This is a genomic window from Frigoribacterium sp. ACAM 257 (assembly GCF_007954365.1).
GTDB lineage: Bacteria > Actinomycetota > Actinomycetes > Actinomycetales > Microbacteriaceae > Frigoribacterium.
This window is the reverse complement of sequence record NZ_VOLO01000001.1, coordinates 1294778-1310962: the sequence shown is the minus strand read 5'-3', so window position 1 is coordinate 1310962 and position 16185 is coordinate 1294778. Positions and strand designations below refer to the sequence as shown.

Here is a 16185-nt window from a genome sequence, read left to right as displayed (position 1 = left end):
ACCCGCGGCGACGTCGCCCGGGCCGGGGCCTGGGTCAGTCGAGTGCGGGCGGCAGCCCGGTGCGGGCGATGTCCGAGGAGGCGGCCTGCAGCGCCCCGAGGAACCCCGCGGTCGCCTCGTCGGTGAACCGGCTGGTCGGGCCGCCGAGCGCCAGCGCCACGGGCTGCGCTCGGTCGCGGCTCGGGACCGGCACCGCCATGCCGCTGTTGCCCGGCTCGCGGACGCCGTGCGACAGCGACCACCCGGCGGCCCGGGCCTGGTCGACGCGGGCGACCAGCGCCTCCTCGTCGACGACCTCGCCGGCGGACCCGACATGCGGGCCGGCCCCGGATCCGGACGGTGCACCGGCGCCTGACACAGCGCTCGACCCGGCGACCGCAGCGGCCAGCGCCGCGACCTCGGTGCCGAGCGCCTCCGGTGCGACCGAGCTCAGCAGCACCATCCCGGCGGCGCCCTTCCAGAGCGGCAGCTCGTCGCCGACCTGGACGACGTGCCGCAGCGAGTGCGGGCTCGGCGACTGGGCGACGACGACGCGGGTCGTCCCGCTCCGCACGTAGAGGCTGACGGTCTCGCCCGTCTCGGCGGCCAGCTCGGCCATGCGTGCCGCGGTCGCCTCGGGCACGGTCCACGCGGCGGCGGCGAAGGCGCCCCAGCGGATCAGCCGGGTGCCGACGGCGACCCGGCCGTCCGCGACGTGCTGCAGCATCCGCTCGGCGACGAGGGTCTCGACGAGGCGCAGGACGGTGGTGCGGGGGAGCCCGGCGGCCTTGACGAGCTCGCCCATCGACAAGGAGGCGCGCTCGGGCGTGAACGCCTGCAGCACGTCGAGGGCGCGGCTCACGGCGCGGACTCCGCTCGCTTCCGTGACCATCGCCGACCTCTCGTCCCGACCCGCGCCTCCGGACCGTCCTGTCCGGTCCGCCTTGCACGATGTCTCGACGCGAAGCTACCATCAGGCGGACACAGACATCCACCTAGTGGATGCCCGTCCGACGTCACAAGGGAGTGAACGTGGCCAGACCGAACGACAAGACGCGGCGCCGCCTGCTCGGGGGAGTCGGCGTCGCCGTCACCGCCGCGCTCGTCGGCTTCGCCGCCGTGGACGCCGGGGACGGCACCGCGGGAGCCGATCCGAGAGCCAAGCTGACGGTGATGGCCCCGGCCGCGCCCGGCGGAGGCTGGGACCTCGCGGCCCGTGAGGCGCAGCAGGCGCTGCGGGCCGCCTCCATCGTGAACAACGTCCAGGTGGTCAACGTGCCCGGCGCGGGCGGCACGATCGGCCTGACCCAGTTCGCCGACTTCGACCCCGACCCGACCAACCTCATGATGACCGGCACGGTCATGGAGGGCGCCATCACGGTGCAGGGCTCGAGCGTGAACCTCGAGGACACGACGCCGATCGCCAAGCTCGCCGAGGACTACGAGGTCTTCATCGTGCCCGAGGACTCGCCCTACGAGACCATCGACGACTTCGTCGAGGCCTGGCAGGAGGCGCCCTCCAGCCACGCGATCGGCGGCGGCGGGCTGGGCGGCACCGACCACCTCCTCGCGGGGCTGTTCGCCCGTGAGGTCGGCGTCGACCCCGGCGACATCAACTACGTCTCGTACCCGGGCGGCGGCGAGGTGCTCACCGCGCTGCTGTCGGGCACCGTCGAGATCGGCGTCAGCGGCTACAACGAGTTCAGCGACCAGATCGAGGCCGGCAACCTGCGCGCCCTCGCCCTCTCGGCCGAGGAGCCCGTGGACGGCATCGACGCCCCGACCTTCATCGAGCAGGGCATCGACATCAACCTGCCCAACTGGCGCGGCATCGTCGCCCCGGCCGGCATCACGACCGCCGAGCGGGACGAGCTGGTCGCGATCATCGACGAGATGGTCGCGTCCGACGAGTGGCAGGACACCCTGCGCCGCAACTCGTGGGAGCCCGCGGTGGTGACCGGCGACGACTTCGTCGAGTTCATCGCCGAGGACCAGGCGCGCGTCGACGCGATCATCGAGGAGCTGGGCCTGTGAGCGGCGTCATCCGGACCGTCTCGGTCACCCGTCGTGCCGTGGTCGTCGCCGACGGCTTCTGGCGCCGCCGCACCGGACTGATCGTCCCGGCGCTCATGCTCGTCATCGGGCTCGGCCTCGTGGTCGGCACGGTGACGATGGAGGTGCCCGCCAACACGGCCTCGCCCGGCCCGCAGGTCTTCCCCTCGCTGATCGCCGCCCTCGTGATCGTGCTCGCCGTGCTGCTCGCGATCGACGTGCTCCGGAAGCCGGAGTCGGAGAGCGTCGAGGTCGCGCAGCCCGCTGCGCCCGGCCAGCCCGACGACGACCTCGTGCTCGACGAGGAGGGAGAGCCGCAGGCACTCCGCCCGACGAGCAACCACCGTGCGCTGCTCGGCGCGCTGCTCACCGTCGTCGTGTTCATCGCGGCGCTCACACCGCTCGGCTGGCTGCTCGCGGGCGCCCTGCTGTTCTGGGGCGTCGCCCGGGCGCTGGGCAGCCAGCGTCCGATCTTCGACATCTTCCTGTCGCTCGCGATCTCGTCGATCGTGCAGCTCGCCTTCTCGGCCGGTCTCGGCCTCAACCTGCCTCCGGGCGTCCTGGGAGGGATCCTCTGATGGAGTCGCTCGCGAACCTCGGCGACGGCTTCGCCACCGTCCTCACGCCGATCAACATGCTCTGGGTGCTCATCGGCGCCCTGCTCGGGACCGCAGTGGGCGTGCTGCCCGGCCTCGGCTCCGCGATGGCCGTCGCGCTCCTCCTGCCGGTCACCTTCTCGCTCGACCCGATCGGCGCCTTCATCATGTTCGCCGGGGTGCTCTTCGGCGGCCTGTTCGGCGACTCGATCTCGGGCATCCTGATGAACACGCCGGGCAACAGCACGGCCATCGCCGGCACGATCGAGGGCCACAAGATGGCCACCAGCGGACGGGCCGCCCAGGCGCTCGCCACGTCGGCGATCGGTGCCTTCATCGGCGGCATCGTCGCGTCGATCCTCGTGGTGTTCTTCGCGCCGCGGCTCGCCGAGCTCGCCACGCTGTTCGGGCCGGCCGAGTACCTCGCACTGGCGGTGTTCGCCTTCGTGGCGATCTCGGCGGTCGTGACCGAGTCGGTCGTCCGGGGCCTCGGCGCCCTCGCGATCGGCCTGGCGATCTCGGTCGTCGGCATCGACGGCATCTCGGGCGCCTCGCGCTTCACCGCCGGCGTGCCCGAGCTGTTCGACGGCATCGACATCGTCGTGATCACGGTCGGCCTGCTCGCGCTCGGCGAGGTCTTCAGCGTCGCCGCCCGTCGGGGTTCGCGCGACGAGACCCAGCTGCTCCGCTCGACCGGCCGCCTCTGGCTGTCCCGTCGCGAGTTGCGGTCGGCCGCACCCGCGTGGCTGCGCGGCACCGCGATCGGCATCCCGTTCGGCATCATCCCGGTCGGCGGGGCCGAGGTGCCGACTTTCCTGGCGTACGGCACCGAGAAGCGGCTCGACGCTCGCCGGAAGTCGCCGATGTTCGGTCGCGGCGCGATCCAGGGAGTGGCCGGGCCGGAGGCGGCCGGCAACGCGACCGCCGGCACCGCGATGGGCGCGCTGCTGGCGCTCGGTCTCCCCACATCGGCCACCGCGGCGATCCTGCTGGCCGCCTTCCGCCAGTACGGGCTGCAGCCGGGCCCCCTGCTCTTCGAGCGGGCGCCGGACCTCGTGTGGGCGCTACTCGCGAGCTTCTTCGTCGGCATGGTCGTGCTGCTGATCCTCAACCTGCCGTTCGCGCCGCTCTGGGCGAAGCTGCTCAAGGTGCCGCGCCACTACCTCTACGCGGGCATCACCGTCTTCGCGATGCTCGGCGTCTACGCGACGAGCAGCAAGATCCTCGACCTGGCGCTCGTGACCGTGATCGGGCTGATCGGGTTCCTGATGCGCCGCTACGGGCTGCCGGTCGCGCCGATGCTGATCGCGATCATCCTCGGGCCGCTCGCCGAGACGGAGTTCCGCCGGGCGCTGCTCGTGAGCGAGGGCGACCCGTCGATCCTCGTGTCGAGCGGGATCACGGTCACCCTCTACGCCGTGCTGGTCGTCGCCGTCGCGGGGGCCGCCGTCACGAAGATCCGCGCGCGTCGTCGGGCTGCTCGCGGCGCCGCCTCCGGCGACGCGCTCGACGCCCGAGAGAAGGAGAACGCGTGACCGACGCCCCACCCGCAGGGTCGACCGTGCCCGGGTCTGCGCCCGGGCCTCGCCCGCTCGAGGGGATCCGCGTCCTCGACATGACGAACGTGCTGGCCGGGCCCTATGCGGCCTACCAACTGGCCCTGCTCGGAGCGGACGTGATCAAGGTGGAGACGCCGAGGGGCGGCGACCTGGCCCGCCAGCTCGGCGCGTCTGCCGAGCTGAACGGGCGCCTCCTCGGCATCTCATTCTTGGCGCAGAACGCCCAGAAGCGCTCGCTGACGGTCGACCTGAAGACCGAGGGAGGCGCGGAGGTGCTCCGCAGGGCGGTCGCGGAGTCGGACGTGCTGCTCGAGAACTTCCGGCCCGGGGTGCTCGAGCGGCTCGGCTTCGGCTGGGACGCGCTCCGCGCGATCAACCCGCGGCTCGTCTACGCGGCGATCTCGGGCTTCGGGCAGACCGGACCGCTGCGGTCGAAGCCGGCTTACGACCAGATCATCCAGGGCAGCTCGGGGATGATGAGCGTCACCGGCACTCCCTCTACTGCTCCGTTGCGCGCCGGCTACCCGATCGCGGACACGCTCGGTGGTCTGGCTGCCGCCTTCGCCATCTCGTCGGCGCTGCTCGGCCGAGAGCGGACCGGCGTCGGCTCGGTGATCGACGTCTCGATGCTCGAGACCGCCGCGACCGCGATGGGCTGGGTCGTCTCGAACCACCTCGTCGCGGGCACCGAGCCGCAGCCGCTCGGCAACGACAACGGGACGGCGGCCCCGTCGGGCACCTTCGCGACGGGCGACGGCGCCCTCAACATCGCGGCCAACAAGCAGGAGCAGTTCGAGCTGCTCTGCGGCGTCGTCGGCCGCCCCGACCTCGTCGCCGACCCTCGCTTCGCCGAGCGGGAGGCGCGCAAGGTGCACCGGGCTGCGTTGACCGCTGCGCTCGAGGAGGCCTTGGCCTCGCGGCCCGCCTCCGTGTGGGAGACGCTGCTCAGCGACGCCGGAGTGCCTGCGGCCGCCGTGCTCACGGTCGCCGAGATGCTCGACAGCCCGCAGGTGCGCGACCGGGAGCTGGTGCACTCGCTGCCCTTCCCCGGGGGAGTCGCCGGCGACGCGCCGCTGCGCGTCATGGGGCACGGGATCCGCTTCGACGGGGTGCCGGGAGCGCCGACCGTGCCGCCGCCGCTGCTCGGCGAGCACACGGACGAGGTGCTGGCCGAGCTCGGGTACGACGCGGCGGAGATCTGCGCGCTGCACGAGGGAGGTGCGGTGTGAGCGGGGGCTCGGCTGGTGCTCGTGCTGGTGCTGGTGCTGGTGCCGGTGCCGCTGCTGGTCCGCTCGAGGAGCAGCTGGCCGCCGCCCAGGCCGAGAACGCTCGGCTCGAGGCGCGGCTCGCGTCGACGACGGCGTGGTGGTCGACTGCGATCACCAAGATCGAGCCCGGGGTCATCGAGCTGCGCGGCTACCCCGTGCAGCAGCTGATCGGGAACGTCGACTTCATCAGCACGGTGTGGCTGATGACCCGCGGCGAGCTGCCCTCGCCGGAGCAGGCCGCCCTGCTCGAGGCCGCCCTCGTCGCGAGCGTCGACCACGGTCCGCAGGCGCCGTCGATCGCGAGCGCGCGCATGGCGGCGACCTCGGGCGTCGGCCTCAACTCGGCCATCGCGAACGGGGTCAACGTGCTGGGCGACACCCACGGAGGCGCGGGTCAGCAGTGCGTCGCGCTGCTGAACGAGATGGTCGCCGCGCACGCGGGTGCTGGCTCGGACTCGGACTCTGGCGGGATCGGGGCGGCTGGCGGGCTGGGTGCGGGGCGTCCTCTCGACGAGCTCGCCGCCTCCCTCGTGGCCTCGTACAAGGCGAGAGGCGCCTTCGTGCCGGGCTTCGGCCACCGGTGGCACCCGCGCGACCCGCGCCGCGACCCGCTGCTGACGCTCATCGAGCGGGCACGTGACGACGGCGTCGTGGCGGGCGAGCACCTCGCGGCCGCGCTCGCGATCGAGGACGAACTGGCGGCCAAGGACGTCCCGATGAACATCGACGGCGTCTCGGCCGTCGTCTACGGCGAGCTCGGCATCGAGCCCGAGCTCGCGCGTGGCCTCTTCGTGCTGTCGCGGTCGGTCGGCATCCTCGCGCACGCCTGGGAGGAGTCGCAGTCCGGCCAGCGCATCAAGGGCCCGCTGCCGAAGGGCTTCCTCGCGGACTACACGGGCCCGCCCACCCGCGACGTCTGACGGGCACGGGCAGTGTCGAGTGGTCGGAAACGGTCCTTCCCGTGAGGGAGAAGGACCGTTCCCGACCACTCGGCGGTGGGAGCAGGCGGAGCCGGGCTGGCCCGCTAGCCGAGCAGAGCCGGGTCGAGGCCGTGGCGCTCGACCTCCATCGCCTCGCGGATCGTGAGCGGCCAGATGCGCGAGAGCTCGGGGCGGGTCGGGTCGCTCGAGATGTAGGCCACGCTCTCGACGTGCTGCTCGAAGGCGGCGACCTTGTCGCGCGGGGCCCCCACGACGAGCTGGAACCCGAGTGAGCGCAGGGCCGACAGGGCGCGGCCGGTGTACTCCGTGTCGGCCTTGACGAAGCCCTCGTCGAGCACGATCGGCGCGTAGGTCGGCACCCGGTCGGTGCCGTCGCCGAGCCGGAACCGCAGGGCGGCACCGAGCACGAACGCGATCAGCTCCTGGCCCTCGCCGCCCGACTTGCCGGCGACGCCCTCGTGCACGATCTGCGTGCCGTCGGCCCGCGTCTCGATCGCCCGGAACTGGAAGTGCTCTCGCGCGTCGAGCACCCGCCGCCGCCACGCGTCGCCGACCTTCGAGCGCTCCTCGAGGTGGGCCAGATCGCGCCGGAGGCGGAGGAACCGTCGCTCGACCTCGGCGGGTTCCCGAGACGGGATGGACGTGCCGTCTGAGCCCGCGCCTCCGGCGCGCGAAGCAGTTCCGCGCGCACCGCCCAGGTGCTCGCGCAGCGTCCGCCGGAAGTCGGCCAGGTCGCTGTTCGACACGGGTCGCGGCTCGATGTCGAGCGTCGACCCCTCGCGGAACTCGATCGCGCGCAGCGCCTCCGAGATGGGGCGGACGCCGCGCCGGATGACGTGGCCGTCCTCCTCGATCTGCACGAGCAGCGCGCGGAGGCTGTCGCCCATGTCGCTGCCGGCCTTCTCGAGCCAGCTCTCCTTGGCGTGCGGCAGGTCGTCGTCGACGAGCCCGCGGTGGATCGCGAGCACGGCGGGCAGGCTGTCGATCGTCGCGTCGATCCCGGCGTTGCGGTCGAGCTCGAGGTAGCGCGCGAAGACGAGCTCGAGGGTCAGCTCGTGCTGGCCCCGCTCGCGGTCGTGCGCGTCGATCTGCGACCGCAGCTGCGCCGCGGCGTCACGACGGGACCGTTCGACGTCCGCGGCTTCGCGCGGCGCGGTGAAGGGAAGCGTGCTGAGCAGGGCACGCTCGTGGTCGTCGAGCGGGTCGGCGCCGTGCAGGGCGTCGCTGAACGCGTCCTCGATGTCGACCAGGGTGGCGTGCGTCTGCTCGAGCTGGTCGAGCACCTGCTGCACCTCGGCCCCGCGGCGCACGGCCTCGAGACGGGCCTCGTCGTGCTCGGCGGCCGCGGCCTGCAGCGTCGCGACCTCGGGTCGCTCGAGGGCGACCCGCTCGAGCTGGCCGCGCAGGTCGTCGAGGCGGGCGCGAGCCGGGCCGGCGTCGACGTCCGACCAGCTCGTCTCCACCGCGCGCTCGATCGTCTCGACCACGCGGCGTCGGGCACCGGCGACGGTCTCGGCGGCGTCCCACTCGGCACGGGCGGCGTCGAGGAAACGGGTCAGCTCGTCGATCTCCTCGCCCAGCTCGGCGACGCGGGCGGCGTTGTCGAGGCCGATCCACGAGCGGATCCGACGGTCGTCCTTCGTGACGCGATGACCGCCTCCGGTACGGAGACCTGCCCGGGTGACGGCCCCGCGCGCGCCGTCGGGCAGCGGTGCGTCGAGGTCGTCGGCGCCCTCGACGCAGAGCACGCTGCGCTCGGCGACCAGCTCGTCGTGCAGCCAGCCGCGGAACGGGCTCGCCTCGTCGAGCACGAGCATCGACGGCACCGTGCGGGCGATCGGCGTCAGACGCGGCGTGAGGCCCGGAGTCGCGGGCACGAGGGTGACGCGTCCGCGCATGTCCTCGGCGTCGACGAAGCGGCGGACTGCCGCGAAGTCGTCCGAGTCGACGAGGAGGTGCGTGGCCAGCTCGCCGAGGACCCGCTCGACCGCGGTGCTCCAGTCGCGGTGCTCGGGGGCGACCTCCATCAGCTCGCCCGCGTAGGGCAGGCGCGAGACGGGCACGCCCGTGCCGTCGGCGATGCGGCGACGACGCTCGACGGCCTCGTCGGGCACGTTGCTGCGGCGGCGCTCGAACGACTCCTTCTGCCGCTGGCGCTCGCCCACGGCACGACGCGTCTCGGCGATCCGGGCCGCGAGCTCGCCGCGCAGCTCGTCGTGCTCGCGGCGGGCGGTCTTCTCCTCGGCGGCCAGCGACGACGCGCGTCCGCGCAGTGCCTCGAGCTCGTCCGCGGAGGTCGGCACGGCCTCGCCGACGCCCTCGAGCGGCGCGGCGAACCGTCGGTGCTGCGCCTCGACGCGGGCGAGCGCGTGCTCGGCCCAGCGCACCTGCTCGCGGAGCGAGTGCGAGGGGTCGCCGCCGAGGTCGGCGATCTGCGCGAGGGCCTGCTCGCGGGCACGGAGCGCGACCTCCTCGTCGTCGGCCGCGCGCCTCCTCGTCTCGGTCGCCTCGCGCTTCGCGAGCTGGACACGGTCGACCTCGCCGCCCACCCAGTCGCCGACCTTGCCGGCCAGCCAGACGCGCAGGCGGCTCGGCTCGGCACCGGGCTCGTCGCCCTCGGCCAGCAGCCGTCGCTTGGCCGTCGCGTCGTCGCCGGCGGCCTGCCACTGCTCGGCGAGGGCGGGGACGGGCTCGAGCACCTCGAGCTTCTTGCGGGTCGTCTCGAAGACGTCGTAGAGCTGCGACGCCTCGCGGTAGGTGGCGAGCGTCGTCTCCCAGCGCGACAGCGCCTTCGGCTGCGTCAGCACGAACTGCGTGAACAGCTCGTCGATCGAGAAGACGCCCTTCGACGCCTGGGCGCGGCGCAGCAGCGTCAGCGCCTTGAGCTGCGACTCGTCGCTGCCGCCGATGCCGAGCACGCCGCAGAGCCGGACGCGCAGCTCGGGCTGCGAGTAGGTGACCAGGTCGTGCGCCGGGTCGACGAGGCGGCTTAGCGAGCTCTTCGTCAGCGGCGAGGTGCTGGTGGGGTCGCGGCGCGCCTCGGTCAGGCGGCTGAGGTCGAAGCGGCCGCGCACCAGCAGGTAGACGGTCGACTGGGTGACCTCGTCCTGGCTGGACGTCTCGGGGCCGATCCAGGCGAGGCGGACGGCGGTGAGGGTCTCGCCGAGCTCGGTGCTCCAGGTGATGGCCGAGCCGCTCGCGAACGCCTCGCCGAGCGGACGGAGGAACCGCGTCGTCGTCTGGTCGGAGGCGGCGTCGCGCACCTCGTCGGTCTTGCCGCGGGCGTAGCTGTACACGGTGCGCTCGGAGCGCTGGCGGGAGTCGTCTCGGGCAGCCCGGTTGAACTCCTGCGGGTTCGGCATGATCACGGCGCTCATCGCGTCGAGCACCGTCGACTTGCCCCGCCCGGTCGGGCCGAGGATCGCGATGCCGCCGCGCCCGACGGGCATGCGGTGCAGGCCCGCGTAGCTGCCCCAGTTGAGCAGCTGCACGAGCTCGATGCGGTACTGGCCGGAGTGGAACATCCCGAGGTCGGGGGCGTCGTCGGGGGTGACGTCGACGTCGAGCGCGGGGGTCTCGGGTGCCGTGTCGGTCGTCTCGTCGGCGGGGGAGGCGGGGGTCATGCCTGGTCTGCTTCCGTGTCGCGGGGGAGGTCGAGCGGGAGGTCGAGGTCGAGCGCGACCGCCGTGGGGTCGGGGAGGTGCTGGGCGTCTTCCTCGTCCTGGTCCGGCTCGACCTCGTCGAGGTCCGGACCGACCTCGACGTCGGGACCCGCGCCTCCTGCGGCGTCGAGGTAGACCTGCTCGAGGTGCGCCAGCTGCTCGGGCCTGACCAGGGGGACGATCGCGGGCGAGACCGTGAAGAGCTGCGGGTCGTCGGGCTCGGGCTCGAGCAGGTCGCGGGAGACCATCGCGGCGATCGCGGCCTCGACGCGGCGGTCGGCCCGCACCTCGTCGCGCCCCGTGTCGTCGTGGAACCGGCCGAGGAACTCGGCGACCTGGTCGCGCGAGACGACGACGGCCTCGTCGTCGCCGTCGGTGTAGGCGTGCTCGCGCCGCAGGAACACGAGCAGGAACGACGCGTCGCGCGACAGCGGCTTCTCGCGGCGCAGCAGCACGGGGGCGTCGTCGCCGCCCGACTGCCGCTTGAACGCCACCTCGTGCCCGTGGTCGACCTCGAGGTCGAGGAACAGCTCGGACAGGCGGGCGCGGATGTCGGCCTCGTGCGCCAGGAGGCCGGCCCACGCCTCCTTCTGCCTCGCCCGCGAGACGAAGCGGTGGGTCAGCAGGGTGACGAGCGCGCGACGGCCGGCGAGGGGGAGCGTGCCGGGGGCGGCGAGAGCGTCGGCGTCGGGAGCCACGACCTCGGGCTCGACCTCGCCCTCGGGCGTCGAGGTGGCGGTCGCGTCGGTCATGCGGGGTCTCCCTGGAGGTGCTTCGGGGAACGGGCGGAGGACGGCGCCGTGAAGACGAGGCGGGGCAGCACGACCTCGCGGCCCGTGCCTCCCTCGTCGGCGGTCAGCACGACGGACTCGCGGTCGTCGGTGACGAGGCCCCGGTCGACGGCGAGGTCGAGCATGCTCAGCACGAGGCCGAGGCGGCGGAACTCGGGCTCGGTGGCGAGCCACACGTCGGTGCTCGACACCTCGGCACGCTCGGCGAGGAGCCGGTCGAGCGTGCCCGCGACGGCCGCGGGGCTCGTGCCGGCGGTGAGGCGCAGCGCGACGCGGTCGGCCTCGGGCAGGGCGAGGTCGCCCTCGGTGACCTGCACGTCGACGGTGGGCCGGCCGCGCTCGCTCCACAGCTGCAGCTGCGTGAGGTCGACGGCGTCGAGGGGGCCGAGGCCGAGCACGTCGGCGGGCAGCACGGCGGCTCCCGGCCGCTGCTCGGCCCAGGCGGCACCCGCGTCGAGGGCCCGGTCGGCGAGGGCGAGCAGCCGCTGGTGCCGGTCGGCGCCCGAGCGGCTGAGGAAACGGCGGAGCGACGACGTCCAGCGGCCGTAGGTCTCCTGCACCGCCTGCTCCTCGGCCAGCAACGACGAGATGAGCTGCTCGAGCTGGGCGCGCTGGCGCTCGCCGATCTGGGAGGCGGCGTCCGGCTGGGCGAGGACCGTCTCGATGTCGGCACGCATCTGGTCGATCTCGCTCGACGACAGCATCTGCGCGAAGCCGCGGTAGGCCCGCCCCTCCGGCGTCTGCTCGAGCAGGTCGTTCTCGCGGAGGTACTGGTCGACGAGCGCGCCCTTGCCGAGTTCCTGGCTCGCGGCACGGCGGGCGACCTCGCGGTGCCGCTGCTCGACCATCGCGCTCAGCTGACGGAAGTCGGCGGGCAGCGAGGCCGTCAGCCGGACGACCTCGTGCAGCTGACGGCTCAGCGCGTCGAGGGGGACCGGCTCGGTGCCGTGCTGCTCGATCCGGTCACGACGGCGCTGCAGGTCGGCGAGCTGCGCGTCGATCCGGCCGAGCTGCGACTCGACGCTCGGGTCGGCGAGCCCGGCCAGCTGCCGGACGGCGTTCGCGATGCTGCCGAGCCGTGCCTCGCTCACGGCGTTGTCGGCCTCGACCAGCTCGCGCACGATGCGCAGCGCCCGGAGCGCGTGGGGCGAGAGCCGGTACTCGGCACGGGCCGTGTCCGCCGAGGAGGCGCGGGTGCGGATGAGCCACCGGGCGTCGACCCAGCTGCGGCAGTAGTCCGCCGGGGTGGCGCGCGTCTCGGGTGCGGGGCCGTCCGGGGCCGGGGTGAGCGGCGCCTCCTCGGCTGTGGTCTGCCCGGCGCCGTCGTGTCGTGCGTGATCGGCTTGCTGTTCGGCGGCGTTCTGCTCGGCGCCGTTCTGCTCGAGGGCGTCGGCGACTCGCTGGTGGAACCAGTCGGCCGAGACCGGGCCCTCGGCCTGCTCGAGGTGCTCGGAGAAGAGGGGGACGACCCAGCGGCTGTTCGTGCTGCGGAGGAGCGCCCAGGTCGGGTCTGCCTCCCAGACGTCGCGGACGTCGTCGCGGGTGAGGGGCCCTCCGTGGGCTGCCGTCTCGAGGGCTGGGGCTGCTGTCTCGGGGGCTGCTGTCTCGTCCACCGTTCGTCCCCTCCTGAGCCGTGCCGACCGTGCTCGATGTCGACGGACGACGATACCGTGCGTGGGCGGCGCGCCCGGCCTCGGCGGGCTCCCGTCGCCGGCGGCGGGCGGGCGCCCGCCCGCTGAGGGATACGGGAACCCGCCGCACCTGGCCGAGCGCCGCCGGCCGGGACCTGGTGTCGGCGGCGCGCGCTACCGTCGTCGGAACGCGACGCGCCTGACGGCGGCGTCCGCGACCAGCCGGTCAGAGCAGGAGGCCCCCATCTACATCGCCGACGACACCGTGGTGACGAGCCCGACCGACCTCACGACCTGGGCCGCGTGCGAGTGGGCTTTCCTGCGACGGCTCGACGCGAAGCTGGGGCGGATCGACGCGGTGGTCGACGAGGCCGACGCGATGCTCGACCGCACGGCGCGGCTCGGCGACGACCACGAGGTGCGGTTCCTCGAGCAGCTGAGGGCGACGCACGACGTCGTCGAGTTCGAGCGGCCGTCCCGCGACGAGTACCCGGCGGCGGCGCATGCCGCCGCCGAAGCGATGCGGGCCGGTGCCGACGTGCTCTACCAGGCGACGTTCTTCGACGGGGCGTTCATCGGCTTCAGCGACTTCCTGGTGCGGAACGACGCCGGCGAGTACGAGGTCTACGACACGAAGCTGGCCCGGCACGCCAAGATCCCCGCGCTGCTGCAGCTCGCGGCCTATGCCGAGCAGATCGAGGCGCTCGGCATCCCGGTGGGCTCGCAGGTGCACCTCGTGCTCGGCGACGGGTCGCGGTCGACGCACGACCTCGCCGACATCGCGCCGGTGTTCCGCGCCCAGCAGGCCCAGCTGCGTGCTGTGGTGGCCGAGCGGGTGCACTCGACGTCGCCGCTTCGCTGGGGCGCCCCCGGCGTCACCGCGTGTGGCCGCTGCTCACAGTGCTCGGCCCAGGTCGAGCAGCACCGCGACCTCGTTCTCGTCGCCGGGTTGACGCTCTCGCAGCGCTCACGGCTGAACGACGCCGGCGTGCACAGCATCGACGAGCTGGCCGTCAGCACCGGCAGCGTGCCGGGAGTGGGCGGCGCCGCCCTCGCGCGCCTCCGGGGCCAGGCCCAGCTGCAGCTGGCGAGCGAGCACGGACGGCCAGAGGTCCGGCTCGTCGACGCCGGGGTGCTCGCCGCGATCCCCGCGCCCGACCCCGGCGACGTCTTCTTCGACTTCGAGGGCGACCCGCTCTACACCGAGGGCGACAGCAGCACCTGGGGCCTCGACTACCTCTTCGGCCTCGTCGACCAGGAGGCACGGTTCACGGCGTTCTGGGCGCACGACCTTCGAGAAGAGCGGCGTGCGCTCGTCGAGTTCCTCGCGTTCGTGCGCGAGCGACGGGCAGCGCACCCGGGCATGCACATCTACCACTACGCCTCCTACGAGCGGACGCACCTGCTGTCGCTGGCCTCCCGGCACGGCGTCGGCGAGGAGGAGGTCGACGACCTCCTGCGCGACGGCGTCCTCGTCGACCTCTACCCGATCGTGCGGAAGGCGCTGCTGGTCGGCTCGCGGAGCTACTCGATCAAGAAGCTCGAGCCGCTCTACATGGGGGCCGACCTGCGTGACAACGAGGGCGTCGTGAACGCCGCCGACAGCATCACGGCCTACGTCGAGGCGATCACCGCGCTGCGCGCCGGTGACCCGTCCGGCCAGGCACGGCTCGACCAGGTCGCCGACTACAACGAGTACGACTGCCGATCGACGCTTCGCCTGCGCGACTGGCTCCTCGGCTTCGCGACGGACGCCGACGTCGACGCGTCGGACGACCTGCTGCCGCTCGTCGACGACGAGCGGGTCAGGGCCGAGCCCGACCCCGTCTTCGTCGAGCTCGCCGCCCTTCTCGCCGAGGTCGACCCGCTCGACCGCGACGCCGACCAGACGGCGCTGGCGCTCGCCGCGGCGGCGATCGACTACCACCGGCGTGAGGCCAAGACCTTCTGGCAGGAGCACTTCGACCGCCTGCGAGGCCCGGTCGACGAGTGGGGCGACACCCGCGACGTCTTCGTCGTCGAGCGGGCCGAGGTCGTCCGCGACTGGGAGAAGCTGCCGCGTGCCCGCACCCTCTCGCGCGACCTGCGCCTCGTCGGCTCGCTCGGGCCGGGCAGCCGCCTCAGCGCGGGCGGCCCGTCGCCGCACGTCGTCTACGACGCCCCGCTGCCGCCCACCGTCCGAGCGGCGGGCCCCGGCCTCCGTGGAGCGACCGCGCGCGCCACGGTGCTCGAGGTCGACGCGGACGGCGACAGCGTCGTCCTTCTCGTCAAGGAGTCGTTGGCGAGCGGCGGGGAGCCGCATCATCAGTTCCCGCTCGCGCTGACGCCTGCCGCCCCGCCTCGGGCAGCTCCCCAGCCCGAGGCCATCTCCGAGTGGGGCCGTGCCCTGCTCGACGAGCTGCCGGCCATGCGACCCGACCCGGCTCTCGACCTGCTGCGGCGGGTGCCGCCGCGCGGGGGAGTCGAGCCCGTCGACGGCGACGACACCGTCGCGGCCGTGACCCGGACGCTGCTCGGCCTCGACCACTCGTACCTGGCCGTGCAGGGGCCGCCCGGCACGGGGAAGACCTACGTCGGCTCGAACGTCGTCGCCCGCCTCGTGACCGAGCACGGCTGGCGCGTCGGCGTCGTCGGGCAGTCGCACGCGGTCGTCGAGAATTTCCTCGAGGCCGTCGTGGCCAAGGGCGTCGACCCGTCGCGCGTCGTCAAGGTGCCCAAGAAGGGCACCGACGCCGAGGCGCTGGAGGCGGCGGCCTGGACCCCGGTCAAGGACGGCGCCGCGGTGGCCGGCTTCCTCGGCGGGGCGGGCGAGACCGGCGGCGTCGTCGGCGGCACGGCGTGGACCTTCGCCAACGGCGACACGATCGCTCGCCGATCGCTCGACCTGCTGGTGGTCGACGAGGCCGGGCAGTTCTCGCTCGCCCCGACCATCGCCTCCTCGGTGGCCGCCCAGCGCCTCCTGCTGCTCGGCGATCCGCAGCAGCTGCCCCAGGTGAGCCAGGGCTCGCACCCGGAGCCGGTCGACGAGTCGGCGCTCGGCTGGGTGGCCGACGGGCACGACGTGCTGCCGGCCGAGCTCGGGTACTTCCTGTCGCGCACGTACCGGATGCACCCGGCGGTGACCGCGACGGTGTCGCGGCTCTCGTACGCGGGGCAGCTCGAGTCCCGCGCTCCGTCGAGGCTGCTCGAGGGCGTCGAGCCCGGGCTGCACGTCGCGCCCGTCGTGCACGCGGGCGACACGACGTCGTCGGTCGACGAGGCCGAGCGGGTCGTCGAGCTGGTGCGCGACGTCGTCGGCCGCCGCTGGACCGACGAGCACGGCACCCGCTCCTTGACCGACGACGACGTCATCGTCGTCGCGCCCTACAATGCGCAGGGCGCGGTGATCCGCGAGCTGCTCGACGAGGCGGGCCACGCCGGCACGACCGTGGGCACGGTCGACCTGTTCCAGGGCAGGGAGGCGGTCGTCGCGATCGTGTCGCTCGCCGCGTCGTCCGCGGCCGACATCCCGCGCGGGCTCGACTTCCTGCTGATGCCGAACCGGCTGAACGTGGCGATCTCGCGGGCGAAGTGGGCGGCATGGCTCGTGCACTCGCCGGCGCTGGCGTCGTCGATGCCGACGTCGATCGCGGGGCTCGGGCTGTTGTCGCGGTTCATCGAGCTCGTCGAGGGCGGCCAGCCGGGCTAGGCGACGCGAGAGCGACAA

At 73.6% G+C, this 16185-nt stretch carries 10 protein-coding genes; 6 read left to right on the top strand and 4 right to left on the bottom strand.

The features are described 5' to 3' along the window. Positions 1-34: 34 nt before the first annotated feature. A complete protein-coding gene (locus ES689_RS06040) occupies positions 35-871 on the bottom strand; it encodes an IclR family transcriptional regulator (protein WP_146901436.1) in 837 nt (278 codons plus the stop codon). A gap of 140 nt (positions 872-1011) precedes the next feature. Here ES689_RS06040 and ES689_RS06035 point away from each other — a divergent pair, with 140 nt between their 5' ends. From ES689_RS06035 to ES689_RS06015, 5 genes are read left to right on the top strand one after another with little or no spacing between them, the layout of a single operon-like run. Further along, a complete protein-coding gene (locus ES689_RS06035; protein WP_223269411.1) occupies positions 1012-2013 on the top strand; it encodes a tripartite tricarboxylate transporter substrate binding protein in 1002 nt (333 codons plus the stop codon). After that, positions 2010-2609 (top strand): tripartite tricarboxylate transporter TctB family protein, encoded by a 600-nt coding sequence (locus ES689_RS06030; protein ID WP_223269410.1) that lies wholly within the window; start codon positions 2010-2012, stop codon positions 2607-2609. The genes ES689_RS06035 and ES689_RS06030 overlap by 4 nt, the downstream gene beginning before the upstream one ends. Then, entirely contained in the window at positions 2609-4162 is a 1554-nt protein-coding gene (locus ES689_RS06025) for a tripartite tricarboxylate transporter permease (protein ID WP_146901429.1), read from the top strand. The genes ES689_RS06030 and ES689_RS06025 overlap by 1 nt, the downstream gene beginning before the upstream one ends. Continuing rightward, a complete protein-coding gene (locus ES689_RS06020) occupies positions 4159-5415 on the top strand; it encodes a CaiB/BaiF CoA-transferase family protein (protein WP_146901426.1) in 1257 nt (418 codons plus the stop codon). Before ES689_RS06025 ends, ES689_RS06020 begins: the two co-directional genes overlap by 4 nt. After that, positions 5412-6374: a citryl-CoA lyase gene (locus tag ES689_RS06015; RefSeq protein WP_223269409.1), complete on the top strand. Its 963-nt coding sequence runs from the start codon at positions 5412-5414 to the stop codon at positions 6372-6374. The genes ES689_RS06020 and ES689_RS06015 overlap by 4 nt, the downstream gene beginning before the upstream one ends. A 104-nt stretch (positions 6375-6478) precedes the next feature. Here the strand turns inward: ES689_RS06015 and ES689_RS06010 are convergent, their stop codons facing one another. Genes ES689_RS06010 through ES689_RS06000 form a run of 3 tightly spaced genes read right to left on the bottom strand, consistent with a single transcriptional unit; the run spans position 6479 to position 12461 of the window. Continuing rightward, positions 6479-10018 carry an ATP-binding protein gene (locus tag ES689_RS06010; RefSeq protein WP_146901423.1) on the bottom strand — a complete coding sequence of 1180 codons (3540 nt, stop codon included), beginning with the start codon at positions 10016-10018 and terminating at the stop codon, positions 6479-6481. Next, positions 10015-10809: a DUF4194 domain-containing protein gene (locus tag ES689_RS06005; protein ID WP_146901420.1), complete on the bottom strand. Its 795-nt coding sequence runs from the start codon at positions 10807-10809 to the stop codon at positions 10015-10017. The genes ES689_RS06010 and ES689_RS06005 overlap by 4 nt, the downstream gene beginning before the upstream one ends. Continuing rightward, entirely contained in the window at positions 10806-12461 is a 1656-nt protein-coding gene (locus ES689_RS06000) for a DUF3375 family protein (RefSeq protein ID WP_191330191.1), read from the bottom strand. Before ES689_RS06000 ends, ES689_RS06005 begins: the two co-directional genes overlap by 4 nt. Positions 12462-12522: 61 nt before the next feature. On the opposite strand from ES689_RS06000, the gene ES689_RS05995 reads away from it, so the two are divergent. Further along, positions 12523-16167, top strand: coding sequence for a TM0106 family RecB-like putative nuclease (locus ES689_RS05995; protein WP_370512334.1), 3645 nt, complete (start codon positions 12523-12525; stop codon positions 16165-16167). Positions 16168-16185: the final 18 nt, after the last annotated feature.

What these genes read in the sequence shown, in the direction of transcription:
- ES689_RS06040 (WP_146901436.1), bottom strand. Translation starts at nt 871, where the DNA reads ATGGTCACGGAAGCGAGCGGAGTCCGCGCCGTGAGCCGCGCCCTCGAC.
- ES689_RS06025 (WP_146901429.1), top strand. Translation starts at nt 2,609, where the DNA reads ATGGAGTCGCTCGCGAACCTCGGCGACGGCTTCGCCACCGTCCTCACG.
- ES689_RS06010 (WP_146901423.1), bottom strand. Translation starts at nt 10,018, where the DNA reads ATGACCCCCGCCTCCCCCGCCGACGAGACGACCGACACGGCACCCGAG.
- ES689_RS06005 (WP_146901420.1), bottom strand. Translation starts at nt 10,809, where the DNA reads ATGACCGACGCGACCGCCACCTCGACGCCCGAGGGCGAGGTCGAGCCC.